Origin of the sequence: Vibrio sp. 10N.261.51.A4, assembly GCF_041471945.1 — a bacterium.
Lineage (GTDB): Bacteria > Pseudomonadota > Gammaproteobacteria > Enterobacterales > Vibrionaceae > Vibrio > Vibrio crassostreae_C.
In genome coordinates, this window is the sequence record NZ_JBFRPJ010000081.1 from 91,967 (window position 1) to 111,266 (window position 19,300).

Annotated in this window: 20 protein-coding genes and 1 pseudogene; 18 read left to right on the forward strand and 3 right to left on the reverse strand. The window is 45.7% G+C overall.

The features are described 5' to 3' along the window. The first annotated feature begins 134 nt into the window (after nt 1-134). The gene (locus tag AB4384_RS18080) at nt 135-641 is read left to right on the forward strand and encodes a Fe3+-citrate ABC transporter substrate-binding protein (protein WP_372129900.1); all 507 of its coding nucleotides are present in this window, start codon (nt 135-137) and stop codon (nt 639-641) included. 129 nt (nt 642-770) lie between these two features. Here AB4384_RS18080 and AB4384_RS18085 read toward each other — a convergent pair whose 3' ends face one another. From AB4384_RS18085 to AB4384_RS18095, 3 genes and pseudogenes are all read right to left on the reverse strand, one after another. Next, on the reverse strand, nt 771-2,012 hold the full coding sequence (locus tag AB4384_RS18085) for an NAD(P)/FAD-dependent oxidoreductase (protein ID WP_372129901.1): 1,242 nt from the start codon (nt 2,010-2,012) through the stop codon (nt 771-773). 23 nt (nt 2,013-2,035) lie between these two features. Further along, a complete protein-coding gene (locus AB4384_RS18090) occupies nt 2,036-3,109 on the reverse strand; it encodes a methyltransferase (RefSeq protein ID WP_065584069.1) in 1,074 nt (357 codons plus the stop codon). 28 nt (nt 3,110-3,137) lie between these two features. After that, nucleotides 3,138-3,527: pseudogene (locus AB4384_RS18095) on the reverse strand (hypothetical protein). A gap of 72 nt (nt 3,528-3,599) precedes the next feature. Between AB4384_RS18095 and AB4384_RS18100 the strand changes: the two are divergent. The 17 genes from AB4384_RS18100 (at nt 3,600) to AB4384_RS18180 (ending at nt 19,248) form a co-directional block, all read left to right on the forward strand. Then, nucleotides 3,600-4,349, forward strand: coding sequence for a beta-ketoacyl synthase chain length factor (locus AB4384_RS18100; protein WP_170962821.1), 750 nt, complete (start codon nt 3,600-3,602; stop codon nt 4,347-4,349). Next, nucleotides 4,346-5,116, forward strand: a complete 771-nt coding sequence (locus AB4384_RS18105; RefSeq protein WP_372129902.1) for a lysophospholipid acyltransferase family protein — start codon at nt 4,346-4,348, stop codon at nt 5,114-5,116. The genes AB4384_RS18100 and AB4384_RS18105 overlap by 4 nt, the downstream gene beginning before the upstream one ends. Before the next feature lie 105 nt (nt 5,117-5,221). Further along, on the forward strand, nt 5,222-5,482 hold the full coding sequence (locus AB4384_RS18110; RefSeq protein ID WP_004736154.1) for a phosphopantetheine-binding protein: 261 nt from the start codon (nt 5,222-5,224) through the stop codon (nt 5,480-5,482). A 10-nt stretch (nt 5,483-5,492) separates the two neighbouring features. After that, a complete protein-coding gene (locus AB4384_RS18115) occupies nt 5,493-5,750 on the forward strand; it encodes an acyl carrier protein (RefSeq protein ID WP_004739745.1) in 258 nt (85 codons plus the stop codon). Beyond that, nucleotides 5,750-6,307, forward strand: coding sequence for a septation protein IspZ (locus AB4384_RS18120; protein ID WP_017062274.1), 558 nt, complete (start codon nt 5,750-5,752; stop codon nt 6,305-6,307). Before AB4384_RS18115 ends, AB4384_RS18120 begins: the two co-directional genes overlap by 1 nt. 6 nt (nt 6,308-6,313) lie before the next feature. Next, a complete protein-coding gene (locus AB4384_RS18125; RefSeq protein ID WP_372129903.1) occupies nt 6,314-7,702 on the forward strand; it encodes an AMP-binding protein in 1,389 nt (462 codons plus the stop codon). Between the two features lie 88 nt (nt 7,703-7,790). Then, nucleotides 7,791-8,153 carry a 3-hydroxyacyl-ACP dehydratase gene (locus AB4384_RS18130; RefSeq protein ID WP_017062276.1) on the forward strand — a complete coding sequence of 121 codons (363 nt, stop codon included), beginning with the start codon at nt 7,791-7,793 and terminating at the stop codon, nt 8,151-8,153. Continuing rightward, nucleotides 8,146-9,945, forward strand: a complete 1,800-nt coding sequence (locus AB4384_RS18135) for a glycosyltransferase (protein ID WP_017062277.1) — start codon at nt 8,146-8,148, stop codon at nt 9,943-9,945. The genes AB4384_RS18130 and AB4384_RS18135 overlap by 8 nt, the downstream gene beginning before the upstream one ends. Beyond that, a complete protein-coding gene (hutH, locus tag AB4384_RS18140) occupies nt 9,923-11,470 on the forward strand; it encodes a histidine ammonia-lyase (protein ID WP_017062278.1) in 1,548 nt (515 codons plus the stop codon). Before AB4384_RS18135 ends, hutH begins: the two co-directional genes overlap by 23 nt. 39 nt (nt 11,471-11,509) lie before the next feature. Continuing rightward, nucleotides 11,510-12,013 (forward strand): thioesterase family protein, encoded by a 504-nt coding sequence (locus AB4384_RS18145; protein WP_102321485.1) that lies wholly within the window; start codon nt 11,510-11,512, stop codon nt 12,011-12,013. Next, nucleotides 12,000-12,680 carry an outer membrane lipoprotein carrier protein LolA gene (locus AB4384_RS18150; RefSeq protein WP_017062280.1) on the forward strand — a complete coding sequence of 227 codons (681 nt, stop codon included), beginning with the start codon at nt 12,000-12,002 and terminating at the stop codon, nt 12,678-12,680. The genes AB4384_RS18145 and AB4384_RS18150 overlap by 14 nt, the downstream gene beginning before the upstream one ends. Next, the gene (locus AB4384_RS18155; RefSeq protein ID WP_048659798.1) at nt 12,652-15,024 is read left to right on the forward strand and encodes an MMPL family transporter; all 2,373 of its coding nucleotides are present in this window, start codon (nt 12,652-12,654) and stop codon (nt 15,022-15,024) included. Before AB4384_RS18150 ends, AB4384_RS18155 begins: the two co-directional genes overlap by 29 nt. Then, nucleotides 15,021-15,644 (forward strand): DUF3261 domain-containing protein, encoded by a 624-nt coding sequence (locus tag AB4384_RS18160; RefSeq protein WP_029235193.1) that lies wholly within the window; start codon nt 15,021-15,023, stop codon nt 15,642-15,644. Before AB4384_RS18155 ends, AB4384_RS18160 begins: the two co-directional genes overlap by 4 nt. Nucleotides 15,645-15,649: 5 nt before the next feature. Next, entirely contained in the window at nt 15,650-16,849 is a 1,200-nt protein-coding gene (locus AB4384_RS18165) for a beta-ketoacyl-[acyl-carrier-protein] synthase family protein (protein WP_017062283.1), read from the forward strand. Further along, the gene (locus AB4384_RS18170; RefSeq protein WP_017062284.1) at nt 16,842-17,306 is read left to right on the forward strand and encodes a hotdog family protein; all 465 of its coding nucleotides are present in this window, start codon (nt 16,842-16,844) and stop codon (nt 17,304-17,306) included. Before AB4384_RS18165 ends, AB4384_RS18170 begins: the two co-directional genes overlap by 8 nt. After that, the gene (locus tag AB4384_RS18175) at nt 17,303-18,028 is read left to right on the forward strand and encodes a 3-ketoacyl-ACP reductase FabG2 (RefSeq protein WP_017062285.1); all 726 of its coding nucleotides are present in this window, start codon (nt 17,303-17,305) and stop codon (nt 18,026-18,028) included. The genes AB4384_RS18170 and AB4384_RS18175 overlap by 4 nt, the downstream gene beginning before the upstream one ends. After that, the gene (locus tag AB4384_RS18180) at nt 18,025-19,248 is read left to right on the forward strand and encodes a beta-ketoacyl-ACP synthase (protein WP_017062286.1); all 1,224 of its coding nucleotides are present in this window, start codon (nt 18,025-18,027) and stop codon (nt 19,246-19,248) included. Before AB4384_RS18175 ends, AB4384_RS18180 begins: the two co-directional genes overlap by 4 nt. The last annotated feature ends 52 nt before the right edge of the window (nt 19,249-19,300 follow it).

Consider the following 19,300-nt stretch of genomic DNA (forward strand, 5'->3'; position numbering starts at 1 on the left):
GACACGCTCATCTCATAGTTTCTAATAAAGCCTTAGCACTTTTGTTAAGGCTTTATTTTTTTCATGGGTATTAGTTTCGGTTTTGCAGTATTTGGCGTAGTCTTATTAATAACATAATCATCACTTAGCAAACTATGAGTCAGAATAATCTAATTGGTGCTACCGGTTACCGCTTTATCTCGAAAGGTAAAACCGCTTTTAAGATCCACATCCATACTCCCGAAGATACGGTGTTGCATCGATCGGTCGGCTTTGTTCGTATGGGTGAAGACAAAGCACTAAAGAAAACCATTAAATTAAGAGATGAACTGGGCAGACAGCTTTGGGGTAAATTTTGGCCCAAAGTCCTCAAAGAGCCCTTCCTGATGACGCGCCTGCCTCATAGTTTAGAACCCAAAATAGTATTCAAACCAAATCCAACTCAGAGTGATCCTGAACACCGCGACGAATGCTACATCGCTAAGTGGCGTGTATTCTCAGAAAACGGCGACTACAAATACAAAACTAAGGTGTGCTCCATTAGAAAGCACGGCAGACTTGCCGCTTATAGCCAAACCAAAAGGGCGCTACTGGATGCCCACAAAGATGTGATTGATCTACTTGTCTTTATGGGACGATTAAACAGCATCGACCTGAAGTAGCCTAGAATGCAATTAGGTTGATTACCTGTATTCTTCAAATACAAAAACAGCCGCACATTGTGGCTGTTTTTCTTTTTGGGTTAGGCATCTTGGCGCTTTAGCATGTCGTCCACACACTAAATAGACCACCTAGCTTCGGCATATCTCTGCCAATGTTGTGAGTCGGCGCTTAGACTCTTTCACATAAGGGTTGGCTTGATCCCATGCGTAACCCGCCAGAATTGAGCATACCATCTGCTTAATCTTTGGATTTGGATCTTGATAGAAAATCACATCCTGCAAAGTACCTGAGTACCACCCCTCAACATACGTTCTAAAGGTGTTTACACCAACCATCAAAGGAGCGGCATAATCGCGTTCCCAATCTACCTTCTCACCGTTAAGTTGCTTTTCGACACACTCAACCGCAAACTGTGCCGACTTCATCGCAATCGTCACGCCTGACGAGAACACCGGGTCAAGGAACTCGCCGGCATTGCCAAGCAACGCGTACTTATCCGTCGCCAAATGTTTTACATTGGCAGAATAGCCACCAATTTCACCCCCAGGGTTTGGATACTCGGCGCTTGCCAGTATCTCAGCCAAGCCCGGCTCTTCCGCTGCCAGCTGTTTAATTGCAGCAATCTTGTCTTCTGGATAGGACTCAAAGAACTTAGGCTCTCCTACCACACCAAACGAAGAGACACCGTTACTAAACGGGATCAACCAATACCAAACATCAGGGTTGGTTGGATGCACAGAGATAAGAATTTTATTTCGGTCATATTCAAGATCGGTATCCACCTCTGCAATATGATCGTTAATGTGCGTAAAAATAGCTTTGCGTGGAGGGAGCGATGACGGCTCTGCCAAGTTAAGCATTTTTGGTAGCACTCGACCAAAACCACTGCCATCCAGAACGTATTGCGCTTCTATCTGATAACGCTCTCCACCCAGCACTTGTACATCTAAAATGGTGCTGTCGTCGGTGAAATTAATGCCCATTAACTCATGTTGGTAATCAATGCAGACACCCTGCGCCTCAGCCGTATCTGCCAAAACCTTATCAAAGGCACCTCGCTGAACCTGAAACGTAGTTCCAGGGCCAGAAGAGAACTTGTCTTCAAAATTAAACGCCGTATAAACGCCATTTTTGCGAAAGGCAGCGCCATCTTTGTATTGGAAGTTAGCGTTGATCACTGCGTCAGTCATCCCAGCCTGTTCAATCACTTCCATACAAGCTGGTAATAGGCTTTCACCAATAGAAAAGCGAGGGAATACGCTCTTTTCAATCACTCGAACATCGATGCCTTTTTTATGAAGTAAAGACGCAGCAATAGACCCTGATGGCCCAGCTCCGATGATCACCACTTGAGTTGATAGTTTTTTCATTATTTAAGCCATGTTTGTTATTTTTATTGCGCGCCAGCTTTCAATTCAAGAAGCGTGTGACCAAGACCGATATCGTCGGTGCGAGTTACCACTTCAAAGCCCGCTTCTTCAACGATCTCTAAGAAATCTTCACTGCGGTAAAAACGGCTGTTGCCATTTGCCAAGCAGGTAAAGTAGAGAGACGTCGCGTTTAAGCTATAAGAAGCCGCATCGTATTTCTGTGCATCCCAAAACAGTTCAAGGATATAGACAGTCGCGTCTTCTGACATATGAGAGCGAACGCGCTTTAATATGCTCAGAATCTCCATTGGCGAGAAACAATCAAGGAACTGACTCATCCACCAAACATCCGCGCCCGTTGGCAGAGTTTGCTGTTTATCGAGCATATTCGCTGGGAATGGCGTGACTCGCTCTTGATGACCATGCTTTGCCGCGTTTGCCATTGCCATTTCTAGCTGCTGTGGCAAATCAACAATCGTCACCTCAACGTCCGCATCATGGTTGCAGCATTGCATCGCCCACTTACCCGTGTTGCCGCCGATATCCACCAGCGACTTAGGTTTCTTGCTGAAGACTTTTTCAAGTAACACAGGGAACGAGCGATCCGAATAGAAGTGATCAAACTTGAACCAACTCTCTTTTGCTTTTTCTGGCAATTGAGACAAGCCTTGGTAAATGGTTTCCCAATCACCCAACTCTTTCAAGCCTGCAGGTGTGCCTTCTTCAATCGCTTCTGTTAGATGCATCATCGCGGCATAACAAACATCGGCTGTGAAATCCATGTTTGCGTTAGTCATACCATCATGCAGAAGGTAGAAACCAAGGTTAGCCATTTTGTAGTTAGGCTTTTCCCAAGTCACAATATGAGCACTTAACGCCATATCGAGCAGGACTTTCACGCCGTACTCAGAGACACCGGTCGATTCAGAGATAGACTCTGCTGGTAAACCCTCGTTGCCCGCGTCATCTAACGCTTTCAAAATGCCTAAATCACGAAGTGTACGAGCAGTATGAAAAACAATCGGAGCGAAAGACAATTTCTGCGCTTCTGTTTTTGCTTCTAATGCGTTGAATGGATCTAATTTATATTCCGACACGAAAAACCTAACTTTAAATAATAGAGAGTTACTCAGCTGCCATTTGCGCAAGCTTACGTTTAATATCAACGTTTAAGTTATTAACCCAACGGTTGTAATTACGGTGTATTTCACCATCGTCGTACTTCAAATTCTCTGATTCAACGTAAAGAATAGAGTAAAACTTATCACTATAAGGAATTTCAACCACAGCGTGGTGCGAACGAACATACAATTCAGCGCGGATCAAACCAGGCTTTATTTCTGAAACCAATCAGCCTCGATTTTCAGCAGATTCAGAAATAGCTGATTTAACCTGTTTACTTTGAAGATTCAGTGCAACTGGAGTATCCTCAACATTCATTACAGGTTGGACGCGTCCACATCCTGCAAGAACGAATATGAATAACATTGAAACTGCTATTTTTAGTAATTTCATTTAAATTCCTTATCTGTGTTTATTTATAAGCGCGCATAGTATTTAGTTAGACTCAAAGCAAATCAATACTCTATGTCAAATCAATCCCAATTAATGTCGTTTAATATTGAGAAATGGTCTGCAAATTCGGCTGGTCTCAATTCTGTTGCCCAATGGCAAGCGTGGAGCACTAATTTAGATTGGCCACAAGATGGCTCAACTGAATTTAAAGCGATCCCACCGATGATGCGCCGCCGAATGAGCCTACAAAGTAAATTGGCCGTTCAAACTGCATTGACACTCTTAAAAGACAACTCGATTGATTATCTGGTTTTTGCCAGTCGACATGGTGAACTGCACCGAACCGCAACCTTGATCCAGTCGATATTGGAAGGTGATGATGCCTCGCCAATGGCGTTTTCACAGTCCGTGCATAATACAGCTGCAGGGTTAACTACCATCGCAGCGAAAGCACCAATCCCTCTGACCTCTATTGCGGCCGGCCAAGATACTTTCCACAACGCTCTGATCGAAGCTTATCTTTACCTACATCAGTACCCGTCACATCGTGTACTCGTCATTGACTTCGACCAGCCTTTGCCTGAGCTTTACCAAGAATACGAAACACAAGACTATACGGATTATGCTCTGGGCTTAGTGCTCAGCGTTGGCAGTGAATATTCTATTACTAGAACAGTAGAAGCCAACCAAGCACCTTCCGTGTTACCACAAGGGCTACAAACGCTCCAACATATCTTATTGGGCGCAAATAAGTGGGCTATTGCTGGCAAGCACCAAACTTGGTCTTGGGTAAATAACACCGAGACAGGTCCACAATCATGAGCAAAATCGACCAATATTGGCGAGTATTCGCGACAGGGCTGTGCTTTACCATCTTTGGTCTAGGTGGCTTAGTATTAAGCTTCTTAATCTTACCCACTATCGCGCTAACGACTTCCAACACCATTAAAAGAGAGCTTAAAGCACAGCGATTGATTCGTTTCTCATTCAACGCCTTTTGCCAAATCATGAAGTTCACCGGAGCAATCGATTACCGAATTGATGGTGCAGAACTACTGCGTAACGACCGTAACTGCATTATCGTCGCCAACCACCCAAGTTTGATTGACTATGTGCTGATCGCCTCTCAACTTCCTCAATGTGATTGCCTCGTCAAAGCGGCCATTTGGGAAAACCCTTTTATGAAAAGGATTGTCAAAGCGGCAGGTTATATACCGAACCAAGCCCCTGACGATCTTTTAGAGCGCTGTGAAGAACGCTTCTCACGTGGCAATGTCATACTGATTTTTCCCGAAGGAACTCGCACAACGCCAGGAATTGAACCATCCTTACAGCGTGGGGCGGCACAAATCGCGACTCGAACACAAACCGATTTACGCGTGATTCATATTACGGTTTCTCCGACATTCTTAACGAAAGAGAAAAAATGGTATCAAGTTCCTGCGTCGAAGCCCTTTTTTCATGTCGCGGTGAAAGGTAAAATAGAAGTCGAACCATTTATTGAAGGCTCAAATAATTTAACTTCGGCAGCAAGGCGCCTTAATCATCATCTTGCACAAACAATTTTCCCTTCCGAAGAAAACATTTAGCGTATCAATAACATAACAGGCGATATCGGCATTTCGAAAATACCTCATATAATGTAGAATCGCCCCCTTAAAGCAGCATTCAGATAAAGCATTAAGTAGGCCAAAGTGGAAACATTACACAACGAACTGAAACAACTGATCATCGACGCATTGAACCTTGAAGACATGAGCATTGATGAGATTGAAACGGAAGCTCCACTATTTGGTGATGGACTTGGACTAGACTCTATCGATGCCCTTGAGCTTGGCCTTGCTATCAAGAAAAAGTACAACATTGTTATCGATGCAGATGATTCAAACACTCGACAGCACTTTGCGTCAGTTGAAAATCTAGCGAACTACATCTCTTCTCAAACGAATAACTAGACAGATCTTTATGACACAAGCTAACCAACAAGAAGTATACAACCAGGTTAAAGATGCGCTTATTGAGCTGTTCGAGCTTGACGCTGAAGATATCACCCCTGAAGCTCATCTCTATCTTGATCTAGACCTAGACAGCATTGATGCCGTTGATTTGGTCGTTCACCTACAGAACGTCACAGGTAAGAAGATAAAACCTGAAGAGTTCAAAGCAGTGCGCACCGTTAATGACGTTGTCGAATCTGTGGTTGAACTATTGAAGGACGCCTAATGCGTCCTCTGCTGACTTTACTGTCGGCAATTATACTTTTCACTTATCCAATAGCGGTTTACTTTGGACTCAACAAGTTTGGCTTACAAACCGTTGGTATTGCCTTAGCCGCTATCTTTGCTGTACGCATTTTCACCGGCGGTCAGGCTAAAATCAAAGAGCTAAAACACCTAGCTTGGATCAGTGGAAGTGCCGGTATTGTTCTGCTGGCTTTAGGCTTAGCCTTTAAGCAACACGGCTGGCTAACCTATTATCCCGTTATCGTTAATGTTTGTATGCTGGTTGTATTCGCTTCGAGCCTATGGCAACCACAAACGATTATCGAACGTCTTGCTCGCCTTCAAGAGCCTGAACTTCCGCAAAGTGGCGTTGATTACACACGAAAAGTCACCAAAGTGTGGTGCTTGTTCTTTGTTATCAATGGCTCTATTGCCCTTTACACCTGCTTCCAACCGCTAGAAGTATGGACCCTATACAATGGCTTACTCAGCTATCTGTTTGCAGGGTTACTCTTTGCAGGAGAGTGGGTAGTAAGACAGCGCATTCGTCAGAGTTAAATTGTTATGACCCAAACCGTATCTTACACCTCGTTGTCTGAGCTTCTTAGCCAGGACAGAGCCCCTGAATCTATTGTCTGCTTTGACGACAATAGCGAGATTACGTGGCAAACATTTAACGACGACTTATCTCAACTCGTACAATTTTTGTCTTTATCCCCTTTTCAACGAATCGCGATTTGTACCCAAGACAGCTACCTATTTGCGGTGGCCTTTTTGGCATGTACAGCAGCCAACAAACACATCATCTTACCGGGCAACTACCAGCCATGTGCGCTTGCTGAGTTAAGTAAGCAGTTTGATTGCCTGCTAGTTGATAACTCGATTGGCGAAGTTGAGGTGAATGACGTTCGTAATATCCAAACCTTATTGGATTCAAACACTGAAGCACAAAAACCTCTAACCGAGAATCTTACGACCATTGATTTGGCAACAGTCCCATTAACTCTGTTCACTTCAGGTTCAAGTGGCACGCCAAAAGCGATAGATAAAACGTTAGAGCACCTCGATATTGAGACCGCTCAGTTACACAAGAACTGGGGTGAGTTACTCAAGGGAAACCAAATCCAAAGCACAGTTTCTCATCAACATATCTATGGTTTGCTGTTTAGAATCTTATGGCCACTATGCTCTGGTGTTCCATTTGCTCGACACAACCTTGAATACCCAGAACAGATCTTATCTCACGCAAATCAAAACTGTGTACTGATCAGCAGCCCAGCGCTACTTAAACGATTAAAGCATGAGACCAACAAGGTACAACTTACAGGAATCTTCTCTTCGGGTGGTCCATTGCCTACCGAGTCGGCTCACCAGTCACGAGATCTGCTTGGTCATTTACCGATTGAAGTCTTTGGTAGCACAGAAACCGGTGGCATCGCATTTCGTCAGCAAGAGAGCGCTCAAACGCCTTGGCAGCTTTTTGCCTGTATTGAGGCTAGTCTCAACAGTGAGAGTTGCATTAAGTTATTGTCGCCGTACATCGATAAGAATAACTGGTATCAAACCTCTGATGAGTGCGAGATGGTCTCGGAGAATCAATTCATATTGAAGGGCCGAACGGACCGAGTGATCAAGATAGAAGAAAAGCGAGTATCACTGGTTGAAGTGGAAAAGCGACTGGAGCAACTGCCTTGGATAAGTGAGTGCGTGGTTATTCCATTTGAGGAGCCTGAGCGATTAATCTTAGCCTCTGTTTTGGTATTATCAGATGAAGGCCAAGCCGCTCTATCGACCATGAGCAAAGGTAAATTCTGGTTGATGCTGCGTACAGAACTCAGAAAGTGGTTAGAGCCAGTCGCAATCCCGAGAAAATACCGTGTTGTCGATGAGATCCCCCTCAACAGCCAAGGTAAGCGATTAACATCTCACATAGAACAGCTAATAAAATCATAGAAACCGCTGATCGTATTTTACACTGAGATTATCTTTTTATATTTTTGTCAAAGAACCAATATTTGCCCAAGGATTCTAAGCACGCCCTATGGATAAAAGAAAACCAAACATCATTGCTGTAGACACGGTAGAAAATGAATCGACCCTGACACTTCATGTTAGCGGAGATATCACCGACTTTAATGGGCACTTCAAGAGCTTCCCTATTCTACCTGGCGTCACGCAAATTGATTGGGCACTTCACTACGCAGTCCAAGAGTTAGGCGTTCCTGGTTTCTTTAAAGGAATGGAAGTCATTAAGTTCCAAGAGCCTATCCTGCCTGACGCTACAATCCAGCTATCACTCAAATGGGATGCTGACAAAGACAAGCTGAGCTTTAGTTACACATCAAACAACGGTGAACAGACCCACTCTTCAGGCAAAATGAAGCTGGGAGAAAAAAGTGAATAGCGCTCCCGTCGAGGCTACTTCTCAACACCACACAAAAGAAAGCAGCTACAAGGCTTGCTTCCTTATCCCGTGCTTTAACCATGGCGCAACCATGCCGGCTGTGGTGTCGTCACTTCATCATTTTGAGTTACCGATCATCATCGTTGACGATGGCAGTGAACTCACAACAAAACAGTTTCTGTCTCCCCTAGCAGAGAATTCAAACGTAACCTTGGTGACGCTTGAACAGAACCAAGGTAAAGGCGGCGCAGTAAAAGCCGGAATCAAAAAAGCGCAGCAACTAGGCTTTAGCCACGCTATTCAGATAGATGCTGATGGGCAACACGACCTGGAAGCCTTGCCAACATTGATTGAGGCCTCACAAGCTAAGCCACAACGTCTGATATCAGGCCAGCCTATCTACGACGACAGCGTACCCAAAGCAAGGCTCTATGGGCGCTACGCGACACATATCTGGGTATGGATAGAAACCCTTTCTTTATCAATTAAAGACAGCATGTGTGGCTTTAGAGCGTATCCTATCAACCAAACTCAAACTGTGTTGAATAAGTACGATGTTGGTTCGAGAATGGACTTCGATATCGAGATTTTGGTTCGCCTGTATTGGGAAGGTTGCGACATAGACTTCGTTGAAACGCGCGTTATCTATCCTGAGAACGGCATCTCTCATTTCGATGCGTTGTGGGATAACGTCAAAATCAGTTGGATGCATACACGTCTATTCTTCAGCATGCTGCCAAGAGCACCAAAACTGATTGCTCGCCATTTCAAATCCGATTCAGCTGATAATAACCCAAATTTATCGACTGATTCAGAGCCGCAAGCTTCTGAACAACCACACTGGTCCCGCACTCAAGAACGCGGCACAGTATTAGGCATTAAGCTGTTATTAGCCATTTATACCTTGTTAGGTCGCGGTGTGTTCAACCTCATTCTGCGTGGTGTGATGCGTTACTACCACTTGACGGGCCAGCGTGCGCGAAACGCTTCCGAACAATATCTATTCCAATTAAAAGCCTATGCGGAACAGCAAAATATTGAGCTCCCCGGAGAACTAACCAGTTACAACCATCTGCTTTCATTTGGCCATACGATGCTCGACAAGCTCGCGGCATGGAAAGGTGATTTCTCGGCAGATAACCTGACTATTCATGGCCAAGACCAGTTCGAGAGCATGGTGGCAAATAAGCAAGGTGTGCTAATCCTTGGATCTCACCTTGGCAATATTGAGCTGTGCCGAGCTTTAGGTCGCAGACACTCGAACATCAAAATCAACGCCCTGGTTTTTACAGAACACGCCGAACGTTTTAATTCCGTGATGAAAGCGGTTAACCCGCAGTCTGATTTAAATCTGATTCAGGTGACATCGATGGGGCCTGATACCGCTATCTTGTTACAACAGAAACTAGAGCAAGGCGAATGGATCGTGATTGTTGGCGATCGAACTTCCACCAGCAAAGAGAGCCGCTCAGTATGGGCTGAGTTCTTAGGTAAGGAAGCTCCATTCCCTCAAGGTCCATTTATGTTAGCCTCGGTTCTCAAAGCACCCGTATTTTTGCTGTTTGGGTTACGTGACGACTCACAATCTAAGCCGCATTTTAATGTCTATTTCGAGCATTTTAGCAACAAGATCGAGCTACCAAGAAAGACTCGCGAACAATCTTTACAGCAAGTCGTGCAAAAATACGCAAATCGACTTCAGCACTACACACTGCAAGCACCGCTTCAGTGGTACAACTTTTTTAATTTTTGGACATTGAGCAAGCACCATGACGAAAAAGAATCCAAATAGCATCACCTTTGGTGCCGAGCGCCTCACGATTGAGGATGTTGTCGCTATCTCACAAGGCGCAAAAGCCTCGATGAACACAAGTGAAGCATTCACATCTAAGATCGACCGTGGTGTCGCTTTCTTAGAACGCCTATTGAAAGAAGAAGGTGTGATTTACGGTGTAACGACGGGTTACGGTGACTCATGTACGGTTGCGATTCCGCCAAACCTAGTTGACGAGCTACCACTGCATTTAACACGTTTTCACGGCTGTGGTTTAGGTGAAATATTGTCTCACGAACAAGCTCGTGCAGTCCTTGCAACTCGTCTTTGTTCGTTATCACAAGGTGTCTCTGGTGTGACTCACGATCTACTCAACCAGATCGTTACCCTAATCAACCAAGACATCTCACCACGCATTCCTCAAGAAGGATCGGTGGGTGCCAGTGGCGACTTAACACCTCTGTCTTACTTAGCCGCAGCACTGATTGGTGAGCGTGATGTAATCTACAAAGGTGAAGTGCGCCCAACCAGTGACGTCTACAAAGAGTTAGGAATTAGCCCTATCAAACTTAAGCCAAAAGAAGGCTTGGCGTTGATGAATGGTACGTCTGTAATGACGGCATTAGCTTGTATCGCTTACAAGCGTGCGGAATATCTAGCTCAGCTATCAACTAAGATCACCGCTATGGTATCAGTCGGTATGCACGGCAATGACTTCCATTTCGATGAAGCGCTGTTTGCAGTCAAACCTCATCCTGGTCAACAACAAGTTGCTGCATGGCTGCGTGATGATCTGCAAGCGGATCGCCCGCCACGTAACAGTGATCGCCTCCAAGATCGTTACTCTCTGCGCTGTGCTCCACATGTTATCGGCGTGGTTCAAGACTCTCTGCCTTGGCTACGCCAAATGATCGAGAACGAGCTAAACAGTGCCAACGACAACCCAATTATCGATGGTGATAATGAGCGCGTACTGCACGGTGGACACTTCTACGGTGGACACATTGCAATGGCGATGGATACGTTAAAAACTGCAGTTGCGAACCTTGCTGATCTGCTTGACCGTCAAATGGCTCAGCTGATGGACTACAAGTTCAACAACGGTTTGCCATTCAACCTAACGGGTGCTGAAGGCGAACGTAAGCCAATCAACCACGGCTTTAAAGCAGTACAGATTGGCGTTTCAGCTTGGACAGCAGAAGCATTGAAACACACCATGCCAGCAAGCGTATTCTCTCGCTCAACTGAGTGTCACAACCAAGATAAAGTGAGTATGGGCACCATCGCAGCTCGTGACTGTTTACGCGTTCTAGAGCTAACCGAACAAGTGGCAGCAGCGTCACTACTGGCGGGGACACAAGCACTCGAACTTCGTAAGCGCCACAATGAGCTTGATGAGCACCACATGAGTGAGAACCTCAAGCACATTCGCGACGAAGTGCTTAAGGAGTTTGAATTTATCGTAGAAGATCGACCACTTGAAGGCGATCTACGCCACTTCATTGCTCGTATTCAAAGTCAGCACTGGTCACTTTACTCATAAAGTAGCCAACCCTTTACGCAATATTGTTGAGAGCGATTTATGTCTGAAATCCTTCACCCATTACAATCTGAGGTGACGCTTATCACCTCATTCCAAGATGCCGACCCAATGGGCGTGATCTATCACGGCAACTACTTCCGATTCTTTGAAGAAGTTAGGCGCATCATGATGGATAAGATTGAGTACAACTACCATGAGATGAAGGATTCTGGCTACATGTGGCCTATCATCGATACCCGCGTGAAATACATTAAGGCGATACCGTTTAATCACAAGATTAAGGTAACGGCGAAACTCACCGAGTGGGAAAATCGCCTGCGCATCGATTATGAAATTCATGATGCTCTAACCGGTGCTCGAATGACACGTGCTCACACCATGCAGGTTGCCGTCACCATCGAAGAACAAGAGATGTGCTTTGCCTCACCCAAAGTGTTTACTGACAAAGTCGAACACTGGCACCAATTTGGTTGCTTACCTCTAGCAACTGAACATCAAACACAAACCTCTAACCCACAGCAGGTGAACCATGAATCTGTTTAAACGCAGTCGCAAATACATCAATATCGCGCTAATTGGACTTACTGCGATGATGACAAGCGGCCTTGTAAGCGCCAAAGAAAACTCTGCTGCTGTCAATTCTATTTCAGAGCTGCAGACGGTGCTCAGCGAAAATAGTATTGTGCGTGGTGAGTTCACTCAAACACGCAATATGGAGATGTTCGCCCAGCCTTTAACGTCACAAGGTACATTTCTGTTAGACAAATCAAGTGGCTTACTCTGGACACAAACCACTCCGTTTCCCGTGAACTTAGTGCTCACCGATAACAAACTGAGCCAAAGGTTTGCCGATCAACCCGCAAAAATCATCACCGACAAAGAAAATCCAATGGCGTTTTATTTCAGCCATATCTTCTTGTCAGTGTTTCATGGGGACACGCAAAAACTTCAGGAACAGTTCGCACTCAATTTTGAGCCCGCAACTAACACCAGCTCTGATGAAAATGTACAAGCATGGACACTGACTCTAAAGCCCAAAAATGCACCGATGAATGCGGTGTTTGAGGCTATCACGCTGCAAGGCAACAGCGATATTGAACGTATTGAGTTGAAAGAGATTCGTGGAGATAGCACAGTGATCGAATTCAGTCAGTTAAGCCATCTACCGGAAGTATTATCAGATGCTGAAGCGAAACAATTCCAACTCTAGTCTTGCCCTTGTTTGGCTTGTTGTTGTAATGCTGTTTAGCGGGTTGTTGACCAAACAATTCGCTTTTTCTTCGTCGGTACCGATTGAAAGCAACATTCTAAAGTTACTGCCCGAAAACCAGCAAGACCCAATGGTAGAGCAAGCCTTTCAGCAGATATCCAGCTCGATGAGCGAGCAAGTGGTATTTATCATAAGCGCTCCCGATATCGAACAAACCATGGTTGCGACCGACGCTTTTGAAAAAGCTCTCAACCAAAGAACTTTTTCAAGTCAGCCAACTCTGTTTAAGCAAGTTCAAGGTAAAATCAACGCCAGCACTCAAAGCCAGTGGAGCGATTTCTATTTTCGTCACCGATCTCAACTGCTGACCCAACAACAAAAAGAGACGCTGACACACTCGCCTGATTCGCGAGCTCAATATGTCATTCAGTCTCTGTACAATCCATTCTCAGGCGTCACTGCAGCAGAGTTATCTCTCGACCCATTCTTGTTATTTCGCGACTACATCAGTGCTATTGGCGTCCAATCAAGTAACTTTGTTCTGAAAGAGGGCTATCTCACGGCCCAGTCGAATGAGCAAACTCATATTTTAGTCACGGCTACTCTGGCGGACTCACCTTATAGCTTGGCGATTCAAGAACAACTTCCAGATCTTGATTCAATTGAGCGCGAGGTCGAAAAACAATTTGGCGTCAAGGTGCAGCATACTGGTGTGGTGTTCTACGCCAATTACGGTACCGAAAGCGCGAAATCAGAAATCAGTACCATTGGTTTGGGCTCATTGGCAGGCGTTATTTTATTGGTGTGGCTGACATTTCGTAGTGCGCTACCACTTGCCTTATCTTTACTCTCAATCAGTACAGGATTATTGGTTGCACTGGCAAGCACTGTCGCTATCTTTGGTAAGGTGCATCTATTCAGCTTGGTGTTTGGCGCTAGCTTGATTGGCGTATCCATCGATTACTCTTTTCACTATCTCACTGACCGTTTGGCCGCAGGAAGCCACTGGCAGAGCGATAAAGGCCTAAAGCATATTTTCATTGCCATCACTCTAGGTTTAATCACCAGCTTAATCGGATACTTAGGGCTACTGGTTGCGCCATTCCCAGGCTTGCAGCAACTGGCTCTGTTTTCGTCGATTGGACTGATCGCAGCTTACGCCAGTGTGGTGTGCTGGTACCCCGTTTTAGCGGTAAAACCAGGCCAAGAGCGCCCTCTTCCCCTGTCGAAACTTTGGCATACTTGGTTAAGCCTTTGGAGCAACCAAAAATTTAGAATTGGCTTACCGTTAACAGTGACTGTCGTTAGCTTGATGTCACTCAGTCAAATTCGTTACGACGACGATATTCGCCAGCTTCAGGCTATGCCCGAACAACTCAAACAACAAGAGCAAGCCATTACTGAGATATCAGGGTTAGGCAGTGGTCAAAATATGCTTTTGGTCACAGCTCAGAGCGACCAAAAGCTACTCAAAAAATTGACAGAAATCACCACAAGCTTAGATTCGCTGGTCAATAGCCAAGGTATCTCCGGGTATCGCAGCATCAATCAACACTTGTTAAGTAAACAAGAACAGCATGATAACTATCAGTTGGTTGAACAACTCTATAGTCAACAAAGCCATATATTACAAAGCTCTCTCGGTTGGTCTACGTTTCCAGAACTACCAAAATTCGAACCAATCACGGTATCTGGATTTTTGGAGTCTCCAGTCTCAGAGCCTGTTCGACCACTTTGGTTAAAACCTATCGACGGGCAAGCAGCGTCGGTCATTTTGATAAAAGACGTCACTGATGCTGAGCTGTTCTCACAGTGGTTGGAGTCAGATTTTGCTCAGAAGCAAGGTGTGAAACACCTCAATAAAGCGGATGAAATCTCCTCTCTTTTTGCTGAGTACCGCGTCAAGATTACCGAGCTGTTATTGATAGCATTGGCAGCTATTGGCATGCTGTTAGGCTGGCGCTATGGTGTGAAGCAAAGCCTGTTAATGCTGTTGCCTTCATTGATTGCAGGCGTAGCAGGTTTGGCGGTCACGGGCATTTTAGGCTCGACACTGAACCTATTTAACCTGCTTGGTTTGATTCTGATTTTAGGGATTGGCATAGACTACACCCTGTTCTTTGCTGAGCAAAAGAAATCGCTGAGCACCTTATTAGCGATCACCTTGTCAGGTCTCACAACACTACTTTCATTCGGCTTACTGTCGCTGAGCCAGACTCATGCTATTCATAGCTTCGGGGTGACGGTTCTGACAGGGATCTTTGTCGCTTGGCTGCTTTCTCCACTCGCGATCAACAGTAGTAAAAACGTAGAAGGACCAATTACTCGAGAGGCTTTTAGATGATCCAGACATTAAAGGTAACCTTCGCCATACTAGTGGGCATTCTAATGAGTGCCTGCTCGATGGTTTCTCAGCAGCCAAGTGGTGCGAGCGTGTCTATCGATCAAGACACCGATCTAGCACTACCACTGCCAGCTGAACTGGGATACTCATTAACAGCCAGTCAGTTGATTAGCGCTACGTGGGAAAATGATACACAGCAGCTTCCGGTTCAAGTCGAAGTCACACCAGGTAAAGTGGTTTTGGCGGGGTTCTCCTCTTGGGGTACTCGCATTCTATCGCTGCAATACCAGAATCAAGTAATTGATACGCAGGTTTTGTCTGGGCTTGGCGCAACTTTGCCACAACCTGAACAGGTGCTATTTAATTTAATGCTTACCTTATGGCCGGCTGAAGCATGGGCTCAGCCTTTACAAAGCATAGGTTGGCACCTAGTCGATACCGACAAAACAAGAACCGTATTTGATGAAAACCAACAGGCAATCATTCAAATTGATTACCAAACAGATCCTGGTACACACAAAACGGCAGGCGACATTGTTTTCAAACATTTGACCCTGGGCTACAACATCACCATACAAACGTTGAACTCAACGATTGTCGACAATCCAAGTAAGAGTTGAACACTATGCCTATTTACATCCAAGACTGTGGTTTCCACTCAGCGCTAGGCTCAGAGATTGCCGATATTCATGGCTGTCTAAAAGACGAGCGTGAATCAAATATGGTCGAAGTGCACGATATGCTGAACGATGGTAAACACACTGTCGTTGGTCAGATCGCGGGTGAACTACCACCGATTCCTTCAGATCTTACGCAATACGCCACTCGCAACAATCAACTGGCGCTGTCGGCTCTTCACCAAATTGAAGATTCTATCGAGCAAGCCAAATCTCAGTTTGGCGCAGATAGAATTGCTGTTGTTATTGGCACCAGCACATCTGGGATCTCCGATGGTGAAGCAGTCTTCAAACAAAAATTGGCAAACGGCGAGTTTCCAGCAGATTACCATTACTCAAAACAAGAGCTTGGTGATACCTCAGAGTTCGTTAGCCAGTATTGCGCATTAACGGGGCCAAACTACGTCATATCTACGGCTTGCTCATCCAGTGGCCGCGTATTTCTGACCGCCCAGCGCTTATTAGATTCAGGTATGGCTGATGCCGTGTTAGTGGGTGGTGTGGATACATTGTGTAAGCTGACACTCAATGGTTTCCACGGTCTTGAAGCACTCTCAACAACACATTGTAAGCCATTTAGTGCAACCCGAGAAGGTATCAACATAGGAGAAGCAGCGGCATTTATGTTGCTCAGCAAAACAAAGTTAGCCGGTGTTAATGCAGCACAAGACACGTCAAACATTGCCTTATTGGGCTGTGGGGACAGCTCTGATGCACACCACATTTCAGCGCCTCACCCTGAAGGCAATGGTGCTGAACAAGCAATGAAAAAAGCGTTACATTCTGCACAGTTAAACGCAGAAGACATTGGTTATATCAATGCACATGGTACAGCAACGCCACTCAATGACTCGATGGAAAGTAAAGCCATTCATCGTATTTTTGCAAACAAGGTTCCCGTCAGTTCTACCAAACCGCTGACCGGGCATACTCTAGGCGCAGCAAGTGCGATTGAGGCTGCAATTGCGTGGCATATTTTGAAATATGACTTACCGCTTCCCTTACAAAAATGTCAGGATAAAGCTGAAGATATTGAGATTGATTTGGTAAACTGTTCACAGAAACTTAAAGCAAAGAACATCTTAAGCAACTCGTTTGCTTTTGGTGGCAACAACATTAGCCTGATTTTTGGTGTAGTAAATGACTGATATCCCTTCTGTAGACCAACTTCTCCCTCACGATGATCCGATGATATTAATCGATCGTGCTATCAGCGTAGAGGCGTTGTCGATCCACTGTCAGGTCGATATTGGTGACCATAATCTGTTCTTTGACGCCGAATCTCAAACGGTACCAGCATATGTTGGAATCGAGTTTATGGCGCAGTCTGTAGCGGCATGGTCTGGATATCACGCACTTAAAAACGGCACCACGCCCCCAATCGGATTCTTACTCGGCTCTCGTCGCTATAAATCACTGTGTGATGAGTTTACTCAAGGTCAGACCCTTGATATCTACGCCGAACAGATGATGGAAGACAGCGGTATGGCTGTGTTTACCGCAAGAGTCGAAGACCGAGGTGAGTTAGTGGCTCAATGCCAACTCAACGTCTACGTGCCGACCGAACAAAAATTACAAGAAATGAAAACTAGGAGCCCATCATGAGCCGTCAGGTTTTAGTCACTGGTGCCAGTAAAGGTATTGGTAAAGCGATCGCTATTCAACTCGCGAAAGACGGGTTTGAAATCGCCGTTCATTACATGGGTGACAAGCAAGGTGCTGAAGAGACGCTAAAGTCGATCACCGAACTGGGTGGCGCTGGACGTCTTATTCAATTTGATATCAGCAAACGAAGCGAGTGTCGCGAAAAGCTTGAGTCTGATATCGCTGAACATGGTGCTTACTATGGTGTAGTGAACAACGCGGGCATTACTCGTGACACTGCATTCCCCGCGATGACGGAAGAAGAGTGGGATGGTGTGATCCATACCAACCTAGATAGCTTCTACAACGTACTTCACCCTTGTGTAATGCCTATGGTTCAAAAGCGTAAAGGTGGCCGTATCGTCACTCTAGCGTCGGTATCCGGCATTATGGGTAACCGTGGTCAAACTAACTATGCTGCAGCAAAAGCGGGGGTGATTGGCGCAACTAAGTCTCTTGCTCTAGAACTCGCAAAACGCAAGATCACGGTAAACTGTGTCGCTCCTGGCTTAATTGACACAGGTATGGTTGACGAGCACGTGAAAGATCATGCACTTCCTCAAGTACCACTGCGCCGTATGGGTGAGCCGGAAGAAGTAGCCGGCCTAGTCAGCTACCTAATGTCTGATATTGCAGGCTACGTAACTCGCCAAGTGATTTCAGTAAATGGAGGCTTAGTATGACCCGCCGCGTTGTTGTAACTGGAATGTCTGGTGTTACTGCTTTTGGTAACGACTGGCAACAGATAGAGCCTAAGCTAAAGGCCTGTGAAAATGCGACTCAATATATGCCAAGCTTCGAGCAATATGATGGTCTCAACACAAAACTTGCCGCGCCTATTGATGACTTCCAACTGCCTAAACACTACAAGCGTAAGCAAGTGCGTGGCATGGGCCGTGTATCACGCCTAGCTACCGTTGCGACTGAGAATGCATTGGAGCAAGCCGGCTTAATTGGTCACGATGTATTGACCAATGGCGAAACTGGTATCGCTTACGGCTCTTCAACTGGCAGTACCGATGCGGTTGGTGCTTTCGGAGTAATGCTGAACGAGAAGTCGACACGAGCAATCACAGCAACCACTTACGTTCAAATGATGCCACACACAGCCGCGGTAAACGTAGGTCTGTTCTTTGGTCTGCGTGGCCGCGTGATTCCCACCAGCAGCGCCTGTACTTCAGGAAGCCAAGCCATTGGTTACGCCTATGAAGCGATCAAGCATGGTTACCAAACCGTAATGGTTGCCGGTGGTGGTGAAGAGTTATGCCCAACTGAGTCTGCCGTTTTCGATACCCTTTTCGCTACCAGTTTAAAAAACGACACACCCAAGAAATCCCCTAGCCCATACGACAGCGAGCGTGATGGCTTGGTTATCGGCGAAGGCGCTGGAACCCTGATCCTTGAAGAGTACGAACATGCTGTTGCTCGTGGCGCAAAGATCTACGCAGAAATCATAGGTTTTGCGAGCAACTGTGATGCGGCTCATGTGACTCAACCTCAGATGGAAACCATGCAAATCTGTATGGAGAAAGCATTGAGAGACGCACAACTTCCAGCTGAGAAGATTGGCTATGTTTCTGCGCACGGTACTGCGACTGAAAAAGGTGATATTGCAGAGAGTAACGCGACAGCGAATATCTTTGGTGAAGTACCAATCAGCTCTCTTAAGAGTTACTTTGGCCATACGCTTGGTGCATGTGGTGCAATTGAAGCGTGGCTCAGCCTAGAGATGATGCATAGCGGTTGGTTCAGCCCAACCCTAAACCTTAAGAATGTCGATGAACAGTGCGGCAAGCTCGATTACATCACGGGCTCAGGTCGCGAATTGGATGTTGAATACTTGATGAGCAACAACTTTGCTTTTGGTGGAATCAACACCTCTATCATCTTCAAGAAAGTCTAAGCTTAGCTACATAAAACGCTAAGTAAATAAAAAGGTTCATCGCGGATTAGCG

Bases quoted from the DNA above. Each gene is read 5' to 3' on its own strand.
- AB4384_RS18080 (WP_372129900.1), top strand. From the start codon at position 135: ATGAGTCAGAATAATCTAATTGGTGCTACCGGTTACCGCTTTATCTCG.
- AB4384_RS18085 (WP_372129901.1), bottom strand. From the start codon at position 2,012: ATGAAAAAACTATCAACTCAAGTGGTGATCATCGGAGCTGGGCCATCA.
- AB4384_RS18100 (WP_170962821.1), top strand. From the start codon at position 3,600: ATGTCAAATCAATCCCAATTAATGTCGTTTAATATTGAGAAATGGTCT.
- AB4384_RS18105 (WP_372129902.1), top strand. From the start codon at position 4,346: ATGAGCAAAATCGACCAATATTGGCGAGTATTCGCGACAGGGCTGTGC.
- AB4384_RS18115 (WP_004739745.1), top strand. From the start codon at position 5,493: ATGACACAAGCTAACCAACAAGAAGTATACAACCAGGTTAAAGATGCG.
- AB4384_RS18120 (WP_017062274.1), top strand. From the start codon at position 5,750: ATGCGTCCTCTGCTGACTTTACTGTCGGCAATTATACTTTTCACTTAT.
- AB4384_RS18125 (WP_372129903.1), top strand. From the start codon at position 6,314: ATGACCCAAACCGTATCTTACACCTCGTTGTCTGAGCTTCTTAGCCAG.
- AB4384_RS18130 (WP_017062276.1), top strand. From the start codon at position 7,791: ATGGATAAAAGAAAACCAAACATCATTGCTGTAGACACGGTAGAAAAT.
- hutH (WP_017062278.1), top strand. From the start codon at position 9,923: ATGACGAAAAAGAATCCAAATAGCATCACCTTTGGTGCCGAGCGCCTC.
- AB4384_RS18145 (WP_102321485.1), top strand. From the start codon at position 11,510: ATGTCTGAAATCCTTCACCCATTACAATCTGAGGTGACGCTTATCACC.
- AB4384_RS18150 (WP_017062280.1), top strand. From the start codon at position 12,000: ATGAATCTGTTTAAACGCAGTCGCAAATACATCAATATCGCGCTAATT.
- AB4384_RS18155 (WP_048659798.1), top strand. From the start codon at position 12,652: ATGCTGAAGCGAAACAATTCCAACTCTAGTCTTGCCCTTGTTTGGCTT.
- AB4384_RS18160 (WP_029235193.1), top strand. From the start codon at position 15,021: ATGATCCAGACATTAAAGGTAACCTTCGCCATACTAGTGGGCATTCTA.
- AB4384_RS18165 (WP_017062283.1), top strand. From the start codon at position 15,650: ATGCCTATTTACATCCAAGACTGTGGTTTCCACTCAGCGCTAGGCTCA.
- AB4384_RS18170 (WP_017062284.1), top strand. From the start codon at position 16,842: ATGACTGATATCCCTTCTGTAGACCAACTTCTCCCTCACGATGATCCG.
- AB4384_RS18175 (WP_017062285.1), top strand. From the start codon at position 17,303: ATGAGCCGTCAGGTTTTAGTCACTGGTGCCAGTAAAGGTATTGGTAAA.
- AB4384_RS18180 (WP_017062286.1), top strand. From the start codon at position 18,025: ATGACCCGCCGCGTTGTTGTAACTGGAATGTCTGGTGTTACTGCTTTT.